The following is a 16,301-nucleotide window of genomic DNA, read 5'->3' as shown; positions in this document are numbered from 1 at the left end:
CCGCATCGCGGCTTGCGGCTACAGCGGTTGGTGATGCCCATGGAGCCCACCCGGGTCGGTCGGTCACCCGCCACTCGTGTCCCTCGGGGCAGACCCAGTCTGTTGGACCGTCAGGCTCCTTGTACACGATCGGCATGCCGGGTCGACCACAGTCTGGGCAGGTGGCGACCGGCAACGTCATGCCGCGAACGATACGTGCTCCTCGATCAGCGCCAACCGTTCTCGCACCGGTCCGGCCGGCACGTCAACCACCCGGTGCCCGTGCTCCTCGTACACCTCCTGGTGCAGGTGGGCGAAGGCCAGCGCCTCGGCGTAGCTGATCCGGCGCGCGGGCGTGTTTCGGATGAAGCCCAGCGGGCCGATCAGGAACACCGGCCGCTGGTAGGTCCGCTCGCGAACGATCCGGTTCAACTCGCTGGCGAGCGCCGGGCCGATGGGTCGCCCCAGGTGTCGGGCCAGCGCCAGCGTGCACAACGGTGATCGGTCGTAGAGCTGCACCGGGCCGTGTGAGCTGGTTTGCCGGTGGCGCTGGAGTTGGGCGACGGCGTCGACGAAGCTGGGCTCGCGCCACGGCTCAGCGTGCCCCTGCGCCTGCCGCTGGGTGATGACGTCGGTGGCGGCCTCTCGTACGGTGACGTGTCCCCTGTGGCGTAGCGCCTCGATCAGGGTGGTCTTGCCGGCGCCGGGTGCTCCGGTCAGGACGTACCGCCGGGGTTCTGGCATCTACTCCCCCTCTCCCTTGCCGGTGAACGCGAAAAAGCTGCATAATATCTCTTATGCATGACAAACAGGACGAATCGCTTGATGTGCTGATCGAGGAGTTCCTGACCGCCCGCGCGACCCGCAAGCCCTCCCCCCACACCCTCGCGGCGTACCGGCGGGACCTGCACGCGGTGGCCGCCCTGATCGGCGAGGACGTCACCACTCCCCTCCCCCGTGATTCGCTGTCGATCACCGATCTCTCCCCCCGGGTGATGCGGGCGGCGTTCGCCCGTTTCGCCGCGCCCCGGGCGCCCGCGTCGGTGCACCGGGCCTGGTCCACCTGGAACAGTTTCTTCACGTTCCTCGTGGCGGACGGGGTGGTGGCGGGCAATCCGATGCCGGCGGTCGGCCGGCCGCGGGCCCTGCTCCCCCAGCCCAAGCCGCTGCGCGGGGCGGACACCCCCGAGCTGCTGCTCGCCTCGGCCGCGCGTGACGACGGCCGGCAGCGTGACCCGTGGCCGGAGCGGGACGTGGCGGTGCTGGCGGTGGCGCTCTGCGCGGGGCTGCGGCTGTCGGAGCTGCTGGCGCTGCGGGTCGGCTCGCTGGCGGGTCGGCCTGGTGAACGGCGGGTCGAGGTGGTCGGCAAGGGTGGGCGGCCCCGGGTGGTGCCGATCGAGGCGGATCTGGACCGGGTGCTGGTGGACTACCTGGACAGTCGGGCGCGGCGCTTCGGGTCGCGGTCGGTACGCCCGGACTCGGCGTTGCTGGTGGACCGGCGGGGCGAGCCGCTGCGTCGTGGTGGACTCCAGTATCTGGTGGAGTCGTGTTACCGGCGGGCGGGCATCGGTGACCGGGTGCCGCGTGGTGCGCGGTTGCACGCGTTGCGGCACACGTTCGCGACGCGGCTGGCCGAGGACGGGGCGAGCGCGGCGGAGATCATGCGGTTGCTGGGGCACGCGTCGTTGGCGTCGTCGCAGACGTACATCGAGGTGACGGCCGATCAGCAGCGCGACGCGGTGCGGGCCAACCGCACCAACCGGGCGCTGGCCGCCCTGGGGCCGGCGGACCGGGCGCGGTGAGCGGGGTCAGTGGGCCCGCTGGTCGGTGTCGTCGGCGGTGGTGGGCAGTGGGCCGAGTACCGCGTTGATGATGTGGATGCGCGCGTTGGTGGCCTGGTAGTCGGCGCACACGGCGTCGGCCCGGTCGTCGAGGCGGGCGGTGGTTGCGGTGCGGGTGAGGGTGACGGTGGCGCCGTCGAGGGTGGTGGCGGTGCCGGCGGTCACCAGCTCCTCGATGGGGTGGGTTCCGGCGATCAGGTGTGCCTTGAGCAGGGTACGCAGTTGGTCGGTGTGGCGGGTCATCAGGTCGTCCCAGTTTTCCTCGGAGAACTTGGCGGCGAAGGCGTCGTCGGAGGGCGCCAGGATGGTGACGCCGGTGCCGGTGGGCAGGTCGGTGAGGGCGCCGCTGGTGCGCAGGGCCGCCTCGAACGTGGTGAGGGTGGGGATCCACCGGAGTGCCTGGTCGACGGGTTGGCCGGCGAGGAAGGTCGGGTTTCCGGGGTCGGTGCCGGTGGGCAGGGCGGCGCAGAGTGGTCCGGTGACCTGGGGTGCGCTGGTGTTGCTCGGTGGTCGCGCGTCCGTTGTGGAGGTGGCGGTGCAGGCGGCGGTGGCCAGCAGCAGGGCCGGTACGAGGAGGCGGAGAGCGCGGGACGGGTTCGACACGGCGGGCTCCACGGGTCGGGGGGTCGGTGGGTGGGGTGCGCCGGCGGTACGGGCGTGGTGCCCGCACCGCCGGCGCGCCGGCTCGACTAGCTGCCGGTCACAGTGCCGCGCACTGGGTGGTGCGCGGACCGTGCACGGTGTTGGTCACGCCGAGGTTGGTCGGGGCGGGACTGTTCGCGGTGCAGCTGAGCGGGCCGCGGATGGTGTTGCCGGCCAGCAGGGGTGCGTCGGTGCCGGTGGTGTTGCCGGACAGGCTGACCGGGCCGGCGATCGTGACGTCGATGATGGAGATCGCGTCGGTGGTGTTCGTGATCTGGACCGGGCCGTTGATGGTGCTGTCGGCGAGGAGGACGCCGGCGGCGCGGGTGGCGCTGACCGGCCCACTGATGGTGGTTCCGGTCGCGACGAGTGCGGCGCCCGCCCGGACGGTGACCGGGCCGCTGATGGTGGCGTCGGCGGCGCAGGTGAAGCCGGAGACGACCAGTGGTCCGTTGCGTCGGCCGGTGAGGGTGGGGTAGACGCGTTCGCCGTCGGTCAGCTTCTCCACGCCCTTGGTGTCGAGCAGCAGCGGGATGAGGCCGCGTTCGGGCTGGTTGAGAGGTACGTAGTAGCCGTCACTGGTCTTGATGACCTTCCACCCGTGTGCGGCGATGCGCTGCGCGACGGTGGTGCCCACACCGCCTGGTCCGTCGGTGCGTGCGCCGTTGTACTGCTCGTCGGTGAGCTTGTAGGCGCACGGGGCGTTGTCGAGGATGAGGTCGGCGCGGGGTGCGTCCAGCGGCGGGGGGCTGTCGCCGGGGTGCGGGGCGGGGTGGGCGGGGATCGGTCGGGAGCCGCGGAAGACGAGGCGGCCGGTGTTGGCGGCCTGGATTTCGATGGACTCGGCGCGGGAGGTGAGGATGTCGCCTCGGTCGGCGCGGTGGTAGTCCAGGAACTGGTGGAAGGTCCACAGGGCCGAGTAGGTCTTGCGGCGCCGGTTGTTGGCGGTGTTGCCCTCGTCGGGTCGGGTCTGTCCGCCGGAGCTGCGCAGTTCCAGCAGGGAGTTGGCGACGTTCTTGAGGCCGAGGGTGTTGCGCAGGATGGTTTCCTCGCTGAGGCCGACGTTGCCGCCGCCTTCGCAGCCGTAGGGGCAGGCCCACCAGCCGGCTTCGGCGCCCTTGGCGTACATGTGTCCTTCGATCATGTCCTGGGACTGGTCGAAGACGGGTTGGGCGACGTTCTGGTGTCGGGGCGGCAGCATCGGCAGGTCGCCTGCGCGGGAGTTGCCGAACTCGTGGCCGTCGTAGCCGGCGACGGGTCGGTAGTCGCGGACCATCTTGATGTACGCGGCGGTCTCCGGCTGGCGGATCAGAGAGTAGTCACGGTTGAGGTCCTGGCCGGTGGAGTTGCCGCGGGTGTTGGCGGCCCGGCCGTCGCCGTTGATGGTGGGGACGATCAGGACGGTGGTGTGGCTGAGCAGGTCCGTGATGCGGGGGTCGGTGCTGAACGCGAGTTGCCGGGCCATGATGAGGCAGGCTTCGCGGTCGCCCGGTTCGTTGCCGTGCACGTTGCAGTTGATGGCCACGGGTGCGGTGGCGGCGACGGCCTCCGGGGTGGCGGCCGGGGTGGGGGAACCGATGACCAGCATGTTGATCGGTCGGTTCTGGACGGTGCGGCCGAGCTCGACGACGCGGACGCGGTCGCTGAGGGCGTCGATGGCGGCCGTGTAGGCGTACTCGTCGGTGTCGCTGGTGTACTGCGCGGCGTGGGCGGTCTCCCACTGGGTGCGCAGTTGCTCGCCCGGAGTGCCGAGGTTGCCCCAGGGTGCGGTGGTGGTGGCGACGATCGGGTCGGAGTAGGGCTGTTCGGTGGTGCCGGCGCGAGCGCGTACCCGCCATTGGAACGTGTCGCCGGGGTTGAAGCCGGCGTCGGCGAAGGTGGGTGCCTGTTGGTTGATCTGGCGGTTGGGGCGCCAGATGCCGACGATGGTGGGTGCGCCGGTGGGGGTGCCGTTGGCGTCGACGGCGGTGCGTTCGATCTGGTAGTCGGTGGCGCCGTCGACGGGTTGCCAGGCGAGGGTGGCGTACCCGTCGGCCTGGCGGACGGTGAGGTTGGCGACCTGGTTGGGTTCTGCCGCGCTCTGGGCGTTGGCGGGGGTGGGTGCGGCGGTGAGGGTGATGGCGAGGAGTGTGGAGATGGCGAGGACGGTGGGTCGCTGGCGTCTCATGTGGCCTCCGACTAGTTGATCGTGGCGCGATTCGACCAGCATGATCGTCGGAGGTCGTCGATGCAATGATCTTGAGGGAATCTTGCGACAGGGCTCCCTCTCCCCCGGCGGCCGTTGCTACGCGCTGATGGTGGTGGGCTGCCCGAGTGGCAGCCAGCGGATGCTGTCGCGGACGGCGGGCGGGGCGGCGGCGAACGCCCGCTCGATCACGTCGCGTGGCTCCTGGAAGTGCTGCCAGCCCTCGTAGTGCACCGGGATTGCGGTCTGCGGTCGGAGTGCGGCGCACAGCTGCGCCGCGCGTCGGGCTGTCATCGAGTAGCGCAGCGGACCGGTGCTGGGGAACCGCACCCCGCCTAGGTGCAGCAGCACGGTGCCGACAGGGATGCGGGTGACGACGTGGCGTACGCCGCGGTGCAGCACCGTGTCGCCGGTGATCCACAGCGCGCCGTGCTGTTGCCCCGCCCAGCGCAGGGCGAAGCCGACGACGTCGCCGACGATCGGGGTGCTCAGCGGTGGGCCGTGCCGGCACGGCGTCGCGGTCACCTCGATCGTCGGGCGTCCGGGGTGTTCGAGCCGGGTCGTTTCCCAGGCGCGCAGGCCGTGGGCGTCGTGGCCGAGCCGGCGCGCCCCGGATGTGGTGGTGAGCACGGTGTCCACGTCGGTCAGCAGTGCGCGGCCGGCGTCGTCGAGGTTGTCGCCGTGGTGGTCGTGGGTGAGCAGCACCGCGTCGATCGGGCCGAGGTCGGCGGCGGGGATGGCCGGGCCGGTGGTCTTGCGGGAGGAGGTGCCCCAGCCGAAGGTGTAGCGCCGTCCGGGTGGGTCGAAGGTCGGGTCGGTGAGCAGCCGCCAGCCGCCGACCTCGATCAGCGTGGTGGGGCCGCCGATGTGGGTGATCCGCAGCGGCTCGGTGTTCACCGGGCGTGCCGCAGCGCCCAGTCGAGGGCGTGGTCGGCGATGTCCTGCCAGCCCTGCTGGGCGGGGAGCAGGTGCGCGTACCCGTCGTAGAGCTTGACCTCGGTGACCGTGTCGCCCTGGTAGTGCGCGGCGTTGGAGCGCTGCACGCTCGGCGGCATGATGTGGTCCTTTGAGCCGGAGATGAACAGCAGTGGCGCGCGCTGGTCGTTGTGGTAGTCGACGGCGATGTCCTGCGGGCCGGGCAGCAGGTTGGCCAGCACGCTGTCCCAGAGGATGCCGCCGGAGGCGGGGATGGCGTAGCGCTCGTACAGCGCCCGCGACTCGTGCTCGTCGAAGGTGTTGGTGAACGCGTAGTGCCACTGCTCGAAGGTGAACCCGACGGCCCGGTGTCGGTTCGCCGGGTTCCTCAGCACCGGGAAGGTGGAGCGTAGCTGCGAGAACGGGATCACCTTGACGCCTTCGGTGGGCGCCGAGTTGAGCGTGACCGCCGAGGTGCCGTACCCCCGGCTGAGCAGCACCTGGGTGAACGCGCCGCCGGCCGAGTGGCCCATGATGATGGGTGGTCTGGGCAGCGCCTCGACGACCGTGGACAGGTGCTCGATGATCTGCGGCGCGGTCAGCGTCTCCAGTGGGCTCGGGTCGGCGTTGAGGGCCTCGACCTCGGCTTCCAGGCCGGGGTATGCCGGGGTGAGCACCCGGAAGCCCTTGTCCTGGTAGTGGGTGACCCAGTTTTCCCAGCTGCGCGGGGTGACCCAGAATCCGTGGATGAGCACGATGGTGTCCGGCGTGTCGCTCATGGTCAGCTCCGATGGACGTCGGGGGCGGAGTTGGCGGAACGGCGGTGCTGTCGGTGAGCCCACCCTAGACATTCGTGACCCACGATGGCAGTCGATTCTCAGCCGAGGTCGACCAGCAGGGGTCGGTGGTCGGAGATGGCGGACAGCGGAGTGGTGACCGCGCGTACCGGTGGGAGCTGCTCGAGGGCGTGCCGGTCGGCGAGGATGTGGTCGAGTTGGACGCGGGGTTGCCCGGCGGGGTAGGTGGGGCGGCGACCCAGGGGGCGCCAGCCGGAGAGGAGCCGGGCCGCGCCGGCGGGCAGGTTGAGATCGCCGAGCAGGACGCGGGGCGAGGGCAGCGCCCGCAGGGCGCGGATGGTCTGCCGGAGTTGGCGGGCGTTCCAGCCGGGGACGAAGGACAGGTGGGTCGCGGCGACGGTGAGCGGCCCGTGCGGGGTGTCCAGGACGGCGGCGAGCACGACGCGGGGTTCGTCGTGCAGCAGGACGAGGCCGCCACCGGGGCCGGGCACGTAGACCGGGGAGCGTACGGGTGCGGGCTTGAGTCGGGTGACCTGCCAGCTGCGGACGGGGTGGCGGCTGATCAGGCCGATGCCGTAGCAGGGTTCGCCGTGGCCGTCGTCGTCGTGGCGCAGGGGCCGGAACTGTTCGCCGGGGGTGCCGACGACGGCGGCGGCGAAGCGGTGGTGGGGTGCGTCGAGGGCGCGGGCGGCGATGGCGGTGAGGTCGAGGTTGCCGCTGCGGCTCTGGTCGCGGTCGACCTCCTGCAGGGCCAGCACGTCGGCGTCGAGGGCGCGCACGGCGGCGGCGAGTCGGTCCGGGTCGACGAGCCCGTCGGTCAGGGATCGTCCGTGCAGCACGTTGAAGGTGGCCAGGCGCACCCCTGCACCCTACGTCCCCGTGGCAGGGTTGCCGGGTGGTGAAACTGCTGCTGTGTTCGGTGCTGGTGTTCGTGGCGGTGGGCGCGTTGGGGGTGTGGTTGCGGCGGGCGCGGGGTCGGTGACGTGCGGGGGCGCGAGTGAGGCTGGCCACTTCGGTACGGGCCGGGCGGGTCGGGGTGGGAAGAATTGCCGCCCGTGGACGCCGTATCGCTGAGCACCCTTCTGGCCGCCGCGGCCCTGGCCGGCTGGGTCGACGCCGTGGTCGGCGGTGGTGGCCTGCTGCTGTTGCCGGCGTTGCTGGTGGCCGCGCCCGGGCTGCCGGTGGCCACCGCGCTGGGCACCAACAAGCTGGCCGCGATCTTCGGCACGGCCACCGCGGCGACGACGTACGCCCGACGCACGAAGGTCGACTGGCGGGTGGCGGGGCCGGCGGCGGCGCTGGCGGTGCTCACCGCCGGGGTGGGCGCGGCGTTGGCCGGTGCGGTGCCGGCGTCGGCGTACCGGCCGGTGGTGCTGGTGGTGCTGGTGGCGGTGGCGGTGTTCGTGCTGCTGCGGCCCCGGCTGGGGGTGGTGGCGGTACCGCAGCGGCGGACCCCGGTGCGGGTGGCGGTGGTGATCGCGGTGGCCGGGGTGGGGATCGCTCTGTACGACGGGTTGATCGGTCCGGGCACCGGCACGTTCCTGGTGCTGGCGTTCACCGCGTTGGTGGGCGCGGACTTCGTGCACGGCTCGGCGATGGCGAAGGTCGTCAACGCGGGCACGAACCTGGGTGCGCTGGTGGTGTTCGGGGTGACAGGGCACGTGTGGTGGCTGCTGGGCGCGGGGATGGCGGTGTGCAACATCGCCGGCGCGGTGCTGGGGGCGCGGATGGCGTTGCGCCGCGGGTCGGGGTTCGTGCGGGTGGTGCTGCTGGTGGTGGTGGTGGCGTTGGTCGCCAAGCTCGGTTACGACCAGTGGCTGGCCCGGTGAGTCGGCGCTGATGCCGGTTCGCGCGGAGCACGACCGGGCCGTCCTGGCGGAGCTGCTGGGGCGTGATCCGGTGCTGCACGCCTACCAGTTGGGTGACCTGGACGACTTCTTCTGGCCGTACACCTCGTGGTTCCGCCGGGGTGAGCAGGTCGTGTTGCTGTATCACGGGGTGGACCCGCCGACGCTGCTGGCGTTCGCGGCGCCGGCGGACACCTGGGCGCTGGCGGCGTTGCTGGCCGAGGTGGCGCCGGTGCTGCCGGCCCGGCTGTACGCGCACCTGTCCCCCGGGCTGGCCGACGCGCTGGCCGGGTCTTTCCGGCTCGATTCCGGTGGCCGGCATCACCGGATGGCGTTGACCGACCCGGACCGTCTCGTGCGGGTGCGCCCGGCGGGCGTGGTGCTCGGCGCGGCGGACCTGCCGCCGCTGCGCCGGTTGTACGCGCGGGCGTACCCGGAGAACTGGTTTGACCCGCGGATGCTGGACACCGGGCAGTACGTGGGGGTGCGCGACGGCGGTGAGCTGCGGGCGGTGGCCGGGGTGCACGTGTGGTCGCCGGCCTATCGGGTGGCGGCGTTGGGCAACGTCACGACCGATCCGCGCTGGCGGGGGCGGGGTGTGGGCGCGGCGGTGGTGGCGGCGCTGTGCGCCCGGCTGCGCGAGAGCGTCGAGCACGTGACGCTGAACGTGAAGGCGGACAACGTGGCCGCGGTGCGGCTGTACGAGCGGGTGGGGTTCAGCTGGGTCGCCGACTACGACGAGTGGACGTTGACCGCCCGTTAGCGGCGGCGGCTGGGTGAGTCGAACCGGCCGGCGCGGATCTCGCGCAGGGCGCGGCGGCGGATGTCTCCGCGCAGGGTGTCGACGTAGAGCGTGCCGCGCAGGTGGTCGGCCTCGTGTTGCAGGGCGCGGGCGAGGAAGCCGCTGCCGGCGATGGTCAGCGGTTCGCCGTGCTGGTCGACGCCGTGGGCGGTGGCGTGCATGGCCCGCTGGGTCGGGAAGTACAGGCCGGGGATGGACAGGCAGCCCTCCTCGTCGTCCTGGGGTTCCTCGGACAGCTCCAGGGTGGGGTTGATCAGGTGGCCGCGGTGCCCGTCGGCGTCGTAGACGAACACCTGGGCGCTGACCCCGATCTGCGGGGCGGCGACGCCGGCCCGCCCGGGCGCGCCGAGCAGGGTGTCCATCAGGTCGGTGACCAGGGCGCGTAGGTCGGCGTCGAAGGTGGTGACCGGCTCGCACGGGGTGCGCAGCACGGGGTCGCCGATGATCCGGATGGGCCGCATGGTCATGCGGGTCAGCGTATCGCCGGTCGCGGCGGGTTCAGCGCCCGGCCAGGGTGGCGCGGATCGGGGCGGTCTTCGCGGCGGCCTCGGCGACCTCGGCGGTGGGGTCGCTGTCCCAGGTGATGCCGCCGCCGGCCCAGGTGTGCAGCCGCTCGCCGTCGGCGGCGGCGGTGCGGATGGTCAGGCCGAGGTCGACGCGGCCGGGGGCGACCCAGCCGAGCGCGCCCATGCTGGCGCCCCGGCCGACGGGTTCGAGGGCGTCGATCTGGGTCAGGGCGGCGAGTTTCGGCGCGCCGGTGACCGAGCCGCCGGGGCAGGTGGCGCGCAGCAGGTCGGCCAGGCCGAGGCCGTCGGCGAGGGTGGCGCGGACGGTGGACTCGGCCTGCCACAGGTCGCACCAGCGGCGTACGGCGAACAGGTCGTCGACGCGGACGCTGCCGGTGCGGGCGATGCGGGCCAGGTCGTTGCGTTCCAGGTCGACGATCATGATGTGTTCGGCGCGTTCCTTCGCGCTGGCGAGCAGTTCGGCGCGGCCGGCGGCGGTGGCGGGGCGGGTGCCTTTGATGGGTCTGGTGGTCAGCTGCCCGCCGGTGACCTCGACGAGGGTTTCCGGGGAGGCGCAGCCGATGGCCCAGCCGTCGCCGGTGAGCACGCCGCCGTAGCGGGCGCCGGGCAGCGCGCCGAGGCGGCTCAGGGCGGGCAGCGGGTCGCCGGTGTAGCGGGCGGCGGCGTGGCCGACGAGGTTGGTCTGGTAGACGTCGCCGCGGCCGATGGCGGCGCGGACCGCGTCGACGGCGTCGGCGTGCTGGCGTGGGGTCCAGCTCTCGGTCCACTCGTCGAGCCACCAGGGCGCGGGCGGGCCGGGCGGTGTGGGCCGGGCGGCGCCGTGGTCGTAGACGACCACGGCGAGGTCGGGCAGGGCGGGCGCGGGGTCGGGCGCTTCGGCCGGGGCGCCGGCCAGCAGCGCTCCGGCGGCGGCGGACAGGTAGAGCGCGGCGCCGCAGGGGCCGGTGGCCGGGTGCGCGGGGGCGGGCCGGGTCAGGTCGTGCAGCGCCAGGCCGTGCGCGGCGAGGAACTCCTCGGCGAGCGCGGCGGGGTCGCCGCCGTCGGTGCGGCGCCATTGCAGGCGGGCGCGCTCGACGAGCGCGCCCCGGCATCCGGGTGGCGCCGCGGGTGCATCGACCACCACCTGTGGGAGCGTTTCCACGCCGTATGGCCCAACCTTCCTCATCCGTTCAGTGGATTTCCCGTGCACCAGGCCGGCACCTGCTCGATGCTGGACACTTTCGCTTGGTACTGTGCGTCACTGGTCATGTGAACCATGACACAGTGCCCCCACAGTCCGGAGAACCCGATGTGCCAGCACCAACCGACCTGCCCCTCCGCCGAAGCCATCGACCGGGAAGCCGCCCGCGTCCTCGCCTGCTTCCCTGAGCAGGGCTGGAGCCTGCTTTGCAACGGTGTCATCGTGTTCGAGGACACCGGCGAGCTGCTCCCCGACGGCAGCAGCATCGCCCCGCACCGCGGCCCCGCCCGACACGCCCTCGTGGCCTGATTGACCACTCAGCGTCACCGAATCGCCGCCGTCGACCCAGGCTAGTCCCCGGTACGGGACGTCCCCGCCCAGGTCGGCGCGGCTGCCGGGGCGGCCACACCGCCCGCCCCGGCACCCCGTCGTCAGTCCTCGAAGGCCTCCGGCGACGGGCACGAGCAGACCAGGTTCCGGTCGCCGTACGCGCCGTCGATGCGCCGCACCGGCGGCCAGTACTTCCCGGCCCGGTCCACCCCGGCCGGGTACGCGCCCACCGACCGTGGGTACGGGTGCGCCCACTCGTCACCGCTGACCATCGCCGCGGTGTGCGGCGCGTTCGCCAGGGGGTTGTCCCCCGCCGGCCACTGCCCCGACCCGACCTGCTCGATCTCCGCCCGGATCGCGATCATCGCGTCGCAGAACCGGTCCAACTCGGCCAGGTCCTCGCTCTCGGTCGGCTCCACCATCAGCGTCCCGGCCACCGGGAACGACATCGTCGGCGCGTGGAACCCGTAGTCGATCAGCCGCTTCGCCACGTCGTCCACGCTCACCCCGGTCGCCTTCGTCAGCGGCCGCAGGTCCAGGATGCACTCGTGCGCCACCAGGCCCTTGTTGCCGGCGTACAGCACCGGGAAGTGCCCGCGCAGCCGCGCCGCCACGTAGTTCGCCGCGAGGACCGCGACGCCGGTCGCCCGGGTCAGCCCGGCCGCGCCCATCATCCGCAGGTACGCCCACGGGATCGGCAGGATCCCCGCCGACCCGTACCTCGCCGCCGAGATCGCCGGCGTCGCGTCCGCGTGCGCCCCCAGCGGGTCACCGGGCAGGAACGGCGCCAGATGCGCCCGCACCGCCACCGGACCCACCCCCGGGCCGCCGCCGCCGTGCGGGATGCAGAACGTCTTGTGCAGGTTCAGGTGCGACACGTCCGCGCCGAACTTGCCCGGCTTGGCGAACCCGACGAGCGCGTTGAGGTTCGCCCCGTCGACGTACACCTGCCCGCCGGCGTCGTGGACCTTCGCGCACAGCGACGCGATGCCCGTCTCGTACACACCGTGCGTCGACGGGTACGTCACCATGATCGCGGCGACCGCCTCCCGGTGCTTGTCGATCTTCGCGTCCAGGTCGACCAGGTCGACGTTGCCGTCGTCGTCGCAGGCCACCACGACCACCCGCATGCCGGCCATCACCGCCGACGCCGCGTTCGTGCCGTGCGCCGACGACGGGATCAGGCACACGTCGCGGTGCGCCTCGCCGCGGCTGTGGTGGAACGCCCGGATGGCCAGCAGCCCGGCCAGCTCCCCCTGGGAGCCGGCGTTGGGTTGCACGCTGACCGCGTCGTAGCCGGTCACCTCGGCCAGCCACGACTCCAGCTGACCGATCATCTCCCGGTACCCGGCGGTCTGCGCGTCCGGGGCGAACGGGTGGATGTGCGCGAACTCCGCCCAGCTGACCGGCTCCATCTCGGTGGTCGCGTTCAGCTTCATCGTGCACGAGCCGAGCGGGATCATGCCCCGGTCCAGGGCGTAGTCGAAGTCCGACAGCCGGCGCAGGTAGCGCAGCATCGCCGTCTCCGAGTGGTGGCTGCGGAACACCGGGTGGGTGAGGAAGTCGCTGGTGCGGTGAAACTCGACCGGCAGGGCCGCCACGCCATCGCCGTCGAAGGTGGGCACACCGAACGCCGCCCACACCGCCGCCAGGTGCGCCACGGTGGTCGTCTCGTCGCACGACACACCCACCCGGTCGGCGTCGACCAGCCGCAGGTTGACGCCACGCTCGGCGGCGGCCGCCACCACCTCGCCGGCCCGCCCGGGCACGGTCGCGGTGACGGTGTCGAAGAACGCGACGTCCGCGACGTCCACGCCACCGGCGCGCAGCCCGGCCGCCAACCGCGCCGCCATGTCATGGGTACGCGTCGCGATGTCCCGCAGCCCGTCCGGGCCGTGGTAGACGGCGTACATGCCGGCCATCACCGCGAGCAGCACCTGCGCGGTGCAGATGTTGCTGGTCGCCTTCTCCCGCCGGATGTGCTGCTCGCGGGTCTGCAACGCCAGCCGGTAGGCGGGGTTGCCGTCCGCGTCGCGGGACACCCCGACCAGCCGGCCCGGCAGCATCCGCTCCAGGCCCGAGCGCACCGCCAGGTAACCGGCGTGCGGCCCACCGAAGCCCATGGGTACGCCGAAACGCTGGGTGGTGCCGGCGGCGATGTCCGCGCCGATCTCCCCCGGCGCGCGCAGCAGCGTCAACGCCAGCAGGTCCGCCGCGACGGTGACCAGGGCGCCGGCGGCGTGCGCGGCCTCGACCAGCGCCACGTGATCGCGTACCGCGCCGGACGCCCCCGGGTACTGCAGGTGTAGGCCGAAGAACTCCCCGGGCAGCTCGTCGCGCTCGACGTCGAGGACCCGCACCTCGATGCCGAGCGGCTCGGCCCGGCTGCTGATCACCGCGATGGTCTGCGGCAGCGCGTCGGCGTCGACCACGTACACCGCGCTCTTGCTCTTCGACGCGCGGCGGGCCAGGGTCATCGCCTCCGCCGCGGCGGTGCCCTCGTCGAGCATCGACGCGTTAGCCGTCGCCAACCCGGTCAGGTCGGTCACCATGGTCTGGAAGTTCAGCAGCGCTTCGAGCCGGCCCTGGCTGATCTCCGGCTGGTACGGCGTGTACGCCGTGTACCAGGCCGGGTCCTCCAGCACGTTGCGGCGGATCACTGCCGGGGTGTGCGTGCCGTGGTAGCCCAGTCCGATCATCGACACGGCGACGGTGTTGCGCGCCGCCAGGGCCCGCAGCTCGGCGATCGTCTCGGCCTCCGTGGCCGGGTCCGGCAGGTCCAGGGTGCTGTGCCAGCGGATCACCTCGGGGATCGCGGCGTCCATCAGCTCGTCGATCGAGCCGTGCCCGACGACCTCCAACATCCGGCGCTCATCGTCCGGGCCGGGACCGATGTGACGGGTGGCGAACTGCTCAACGGTCATGGGGGCACTCCCGGGACGAGGTCGACGGATCGGCCTCCCCCTCTGTCGCGCCCGCACAGCGCTCCACAGTGCCTGCCCACGAGGTCCTTTTGCCTGAGAGGTTCCGGGGAGGATTTGCCCCTTCGGCGCCGCCCCGGGTGCTGTCGGGCGGTCTCTCCCACGTGGGTGGTACCGGCATGGTCAACGCTACCAGCGCCGGTGTTTCCGGCAGATGTCCTACCCCCGGACCCGCCGTCACACCCCGGCTGGAGTGACCACCGCCGCGCCGCCGGTGACCCGTTCGGCCAGCGCCGGTAGCAGCGCCCCCAACGGCGCGTCGACGCACACCGTGGCGTACCCGTCACCCCGGGTCGCACCCTGGTTGACGATCGCCACGGCAATGCCCCGTTTCGCCGCCCGAATCACGAACCGGCGGCCCGACATCACCGTCAACGACGACCCGAGCACCAGCACCGCCCGAGCCTGCTCCACCAGCGCGAAGCAGCGCGCCACCCGCTGCGGCGGCACCGTCTCACCGAAGAACACCACGTCCGGTTTCAACATCCCCGTGCCGCAGATCCCGCAGTCCACCGGCCGGAACGCGGCCACCTGCTCATCGGGGAGATCCACGTCACCGTCCGGGTTCACCGCGGCGACCCGGGCCACGAAATCCGGGTTGGCCTCGCGCAGCCGGCGGTCCACCTCCTCCCGGGAGGTCAGGTTGCCGCAGTCCAGGCAGGTCACCTCGTCCAGGCGGCCGTGCAGCTCGACCACCGACCCGCTGCCCGCCGCGCCGTGCAACCCGTCGACGTTCTGGGTGATCACCGCGTCGACCAGACCGGCGTGCTGCAGCCGCGCCACCGCCCGATGCCCGGCGTTCGGCGCCGCCCGGGCGATCAACCGCCATCCCAGGTGGCTGCGCGCCCAGTAGCGCCGCCGCGCGACAGGATCGCCGGTGAACGCCTGGAAGGTCATCGGCGTGTGGCGGCGGGCCACCCCGCTGGGCCCCCGGTAGTCCGGAATACCCGACTCGGTGGACAGGCCGGCCCCGCTGAGCACCACCACCTGACCACCGGCCACCAGCGAGGTCAACGCGTCCAGGCTCTCCATCACCCCTCCATGCTGCCTCAACGCACCCGCCGCCGCCGAACCCCCGCCGACCTGTGGTGGTGCCTACACCGCGACGATGTCGGCGATGACGCAGGCGATGTTGTCCGGCGCTCCGGCCGCCTGAGCCAGCTCGATCAGTTCCCGCACCGTGTGCTCGGGATCGGTAGCCGCACTGAGCGTCGACCGCAGATCGGCGCGGTCGACGACAGCGGACAGCCCGTCGGAGCACAGCAGGTACCGATCACCGGGCAGGGCGATGCGTAGCGCGAGATCAGCCTCGACCTGCGGGCCGGCGCCGAGGGCACGCACCAGCACAGCGCGCTGAGGATGCGCGGCGGCCTGGTCGCGGTCGAGCCTGCCCTGATCCACCTGCGCCTGCACCCAGGTGTGGTCCTGGGTCAGCAGGGACAGCTCACCGTCGCGCAGCAGGTAGACCCGTGTGTCACCGATGTGCACCAGGGCCAGCTGGGAGCCGCTGCGCAGCAACGCGGTCAGCGTGGTGACCGGCTGATGGTCACCGGTCGCCAGCGCGCGCACGGTGCGGTCGGCGTCGGTGACCGCACCGGCGAGCATCGTCAGCAGGTCAGCAGCCGGCGCGTCGGTGAGCTCCAACGGTTTGAGGGCGTCGATGGCGGCGGCGCTGGCGGCAGCGCCGCCGGGTCCTCGCATGCCGTCAGCGACGGCGAGCAACCGCTCGCTGGCGTACGCGGCGTCCTCGTTGCTGTCACGCACGATCCCGGTGTCACAACCGGTGGCGTAGCGGACGGCGACGGTGGGATTGGGTTGAGACATGGTGGCGCCCCCTTCGGACAGGTGGTCCACGAGGATGGTGGCGAGCCGGGCGCGAGCCGCGGTGTCGGCGGACACCCCCTGCCAGTACGCGGTGACCGCCTCAGCCGCCGCCGCGGGCTCCAGGGCACAAACGACGCGGATCTGCGCCAGTGGCATGCCGATGCGACGGAGCTGGGCGATCAGCCGAGCCAGAGGCAGCTGAGCCGGGTCGTAGAGCCGGTACCCGGACTCGGGATCGACCGCGGCCGGCGGCAGAATCCCCACCTGGTCGTACAGGCGCAACGCCTTCGGCGTCAGTCTCGCCGCCTGGGCGAACGCCCCGATGGTCAGCAGCCCCACGTCGACATCCTCCTCGTGCCGGTCACGGCGACCGGCACACCCCAGGCTGGGGGTTGCCCGAAGGGCAAAGTCAAGAGGACCCGACCCGCTGCACCGCCGGTAGGTTGGGCGC

Annotated in this window: 15 protein-coding genes and 1 riboswitch; of the genes, 4 read left to right on the top strand and 11 right to left on the bottom strand. The window is 72.5% G+C overall.

The annotated features are described in order from the left end of the window. Window positions 1–177: 177 nt before the first annotated feature. Window positions 178–723 (bottom strand): AAA family ATPase, encoded by a 546-nt coding sequence (locus tag ACFYPS_RS03090; protein ID WP_387322401.1) that lies wholly within the window; start codon window positions 721–723, stop codon window positions 178–180. 53 nt (window positions 724–776) lie between these two features. Here ACFYPS_RS03090 and ACFYPS_RS03085 point away from each other — a divergent pair, with 53 nt between their 5' ends. Continuing rightward, entirely contained in the window at window positions 777–1,781 is a 1,005-nt protein-coding gene (locus ACFYPS_RS03085) for a tyrosine-type recombinase/integrase (RefSeq protein WP_387322399.1), read from the top strand. 6 nt (window positions 1,782–1,787) lie between these two features. Here the strand turns inward: ACFYPS_RS03085 and ACFYPS_RS03080 are convergent, their stop codons facing one another. From ACFYPS_RS03080 to ACFYPS_RS03060, 5 genes are all read right to left on the bottom strand, one after another. Then, the gene (locus ACFYPS_RS03080; protein ID WP_387322397.1) at window positions 1,788–2,423 is read right to left on the bottom strand and encodes a fasciclin domain-containing protein; all 636 of its coding nucleotides are present in this window, start codon (window positions 2,421–2,423) and stop codon (window positions 1,788–1,790) included. Between the two features lie 97 nt (window positions 2,424–2,520). Further along, window positions 2,521–4,629, bottom strand: a complete 2,109-nt coding sequence (locus tag ACFYPS_RS03075) for a M14 family zinc carboxypeptidase (protein WP_387322395.1) — start codon at window positions 4,627–4,629, stop codon at window positions 2,521–2,523. A gap of 117 nt (window positions 4,630–4,746) precedes the next feature. After that, complete coding sequence (locus ACFYPS_RS03070; protein WP_387322393.1) at window positions 4,747–5,544, bottom strand: MBL fold metallo-hydrolase; 798 nt, start codon at window positions 5,542–5,544, stop codon at window positions 4,747–4,749. Further along, a complete protein-coding gene (locus ACFYPS_RS03065) occupies window positions 5,541–6,341 on the bottom strand; it encodes an alpha/beta hydrolase (RefSeq protein ID WP_354968305.1) in 801 nt (266 codons plus the stop codon). The genes ACFYPS_RS03070 and ACFYPS_RS03065 overlap by 4 nt, the downstream gene beginning before the upstream one ends. Before the next feature lie 98 nt (window positions 6,342–6,439). Beyond that, entirely contained in the window at window positions 6,440–7,219 is a 780-nt protein-coding gene (locus ACFYPS_RS03060; protein WP_354968304.1) for an endonuclease/exonuclease/phosphatase family protein, read from the bottom strand. Between the two features lie 195 nt (window positions 7,220–7,414). On the opposite strand from ACFYPS_RS03060, the gene ACFYPS_RS03055 reads away from it, so the two are divergent. Together ACFYPS_RS03055 and ACFYPS_RS03050 are read left to right on the top strand one after the other, a co-directional pair. Further along, on the top strand, window positions 7,415–8,188 hold the full coding sequence (locus ACFYPS_RS03055; RefSeq protein WP_354968303.1) for a TSUP family transporter: 774 nt from the start codon (window positions 7,415–7,417) through the stop codon (window positions 8,186–8,188). 10 nt (window positions 8,189–8,198) lie between these two features. Further along, window positions 8,199–8,969, top strand: coding sequence for a GNAT family N-acetyltransferase (locus ACFYPS_RS03050; protein ID WP_354968302.1), 771 nt, complete (start codon window positions 8,199–8,201; stop codon window positions 8,967–8,969). Here the strand turns inward: ACFYPS_RS03050 and def are convergent. Next, complete coding sequence (gene def, locus ACFYPS_RS03045; RefSeq protein WP_354968301.1) at window positions 8,966–9,475, bottom strand: peptide deformylase; 510 nt, start codon at window positions 9,473–9,475, stop codon at window positions 8,966–8,968. The two genes, ACFYPS_RS03050 and def, sit on opposite strands and share 4 nt — an antisense overlap. 31 nt (window positions 9,476–9,506) lie before the next feature. Then, complete coding sequence (locus ACFYPS_RS03040) at window positions 9,507–10,700, bottom strand: chorismate-binding protein (RefSeq protein ID WP_387322390.1); 1,194 nt, start codon at window positions 10,698–10,700, stop codon at window positions 9,507–9,509. Window positions 10,701–10,823: 123 nt separating this feature from the next. On the opposite strand from ACFYPS_RS03040, the gene ACFYPS_RS03035 reads away from it, so the two are divergent. Continuing rightward, window positions 10,824–11,024, top strand: coding sequence for a DUF5999 family protein (locus ACFYPS_RS03035; protein ID WP_074310192.1), 201 nt, complete (start codon window positions 10,824–10,826; stop codon window positions 11,022–11,024). Between the two features lie 122 nt (window positions 11,025–11,146). On the opposite strand, the gene gcvP is transcribed toward ACFYPS_RS03035, so the two are convergent. From gcvP to ACFYPS_RS03020, 3 genes are all read right to left on the bottom strand, one after another. Then, window positions 11,147–13,969 carry an aminomethyl-transferring glycine dehydrogenase gene (gene gcvP / locus ACFYPS_RS03030; protein ID WP_387322388.1) on the bottom strand — a complete coding sequence of 941 codons (2,823 nt, stop codon included), beginning with the start codon at window positions 13,967–13,969 and terminating at the stop codon, window positions 11,147–11,149. A 71-nt stretch (window positions 13,970–14,040) separates the two neighbouring features. Continuing rightward, a riboswitch (glycine riboswitch) is annotated at window positions 14,041–14,139 on the bottom strand. Between the two features lie 64 nt (window positions 14,140–14,203). Continuing rightward, entirely contained in the window at window positions 14,204–15,058 is an 855-nt protein-coding gene (locus ACFYPS_RS03025) for an NAD-dependent protein deacetylase (protein WP_354968299.1), read from the bottom strand. 63 nt (window positions 15,059–15,121) lie between these two features. Beyond that, the gene (locus tag ACFYPS_RS03020) at window positions 15,122–16,189 is read right to left on the bottom strand and encodes a MerR family transcriptional regulator (protein ID WP_354968298.1); all 1,068 of its coding nucleotides are present in this window, start codon (window positions 16,187–16,189) and stop codon (window positions 15,122–15,124) included. Between the last annotated feature and the right edge of the window lie 112 nt (window positions 16,190–16,301).

This window comes from Micromonospora sp. NPDC005087, from assembly GCF_042872965.1.
Taxonomy (GTDB): domain Bacteria; phylum Actinomycetota; class Actinomycetes; order Mycobacteriales; family Micromonosporaceae; genus Micromonospora.
This window is presented reverse-complemented; position numbering and strand designations above follow the sequence as displayed.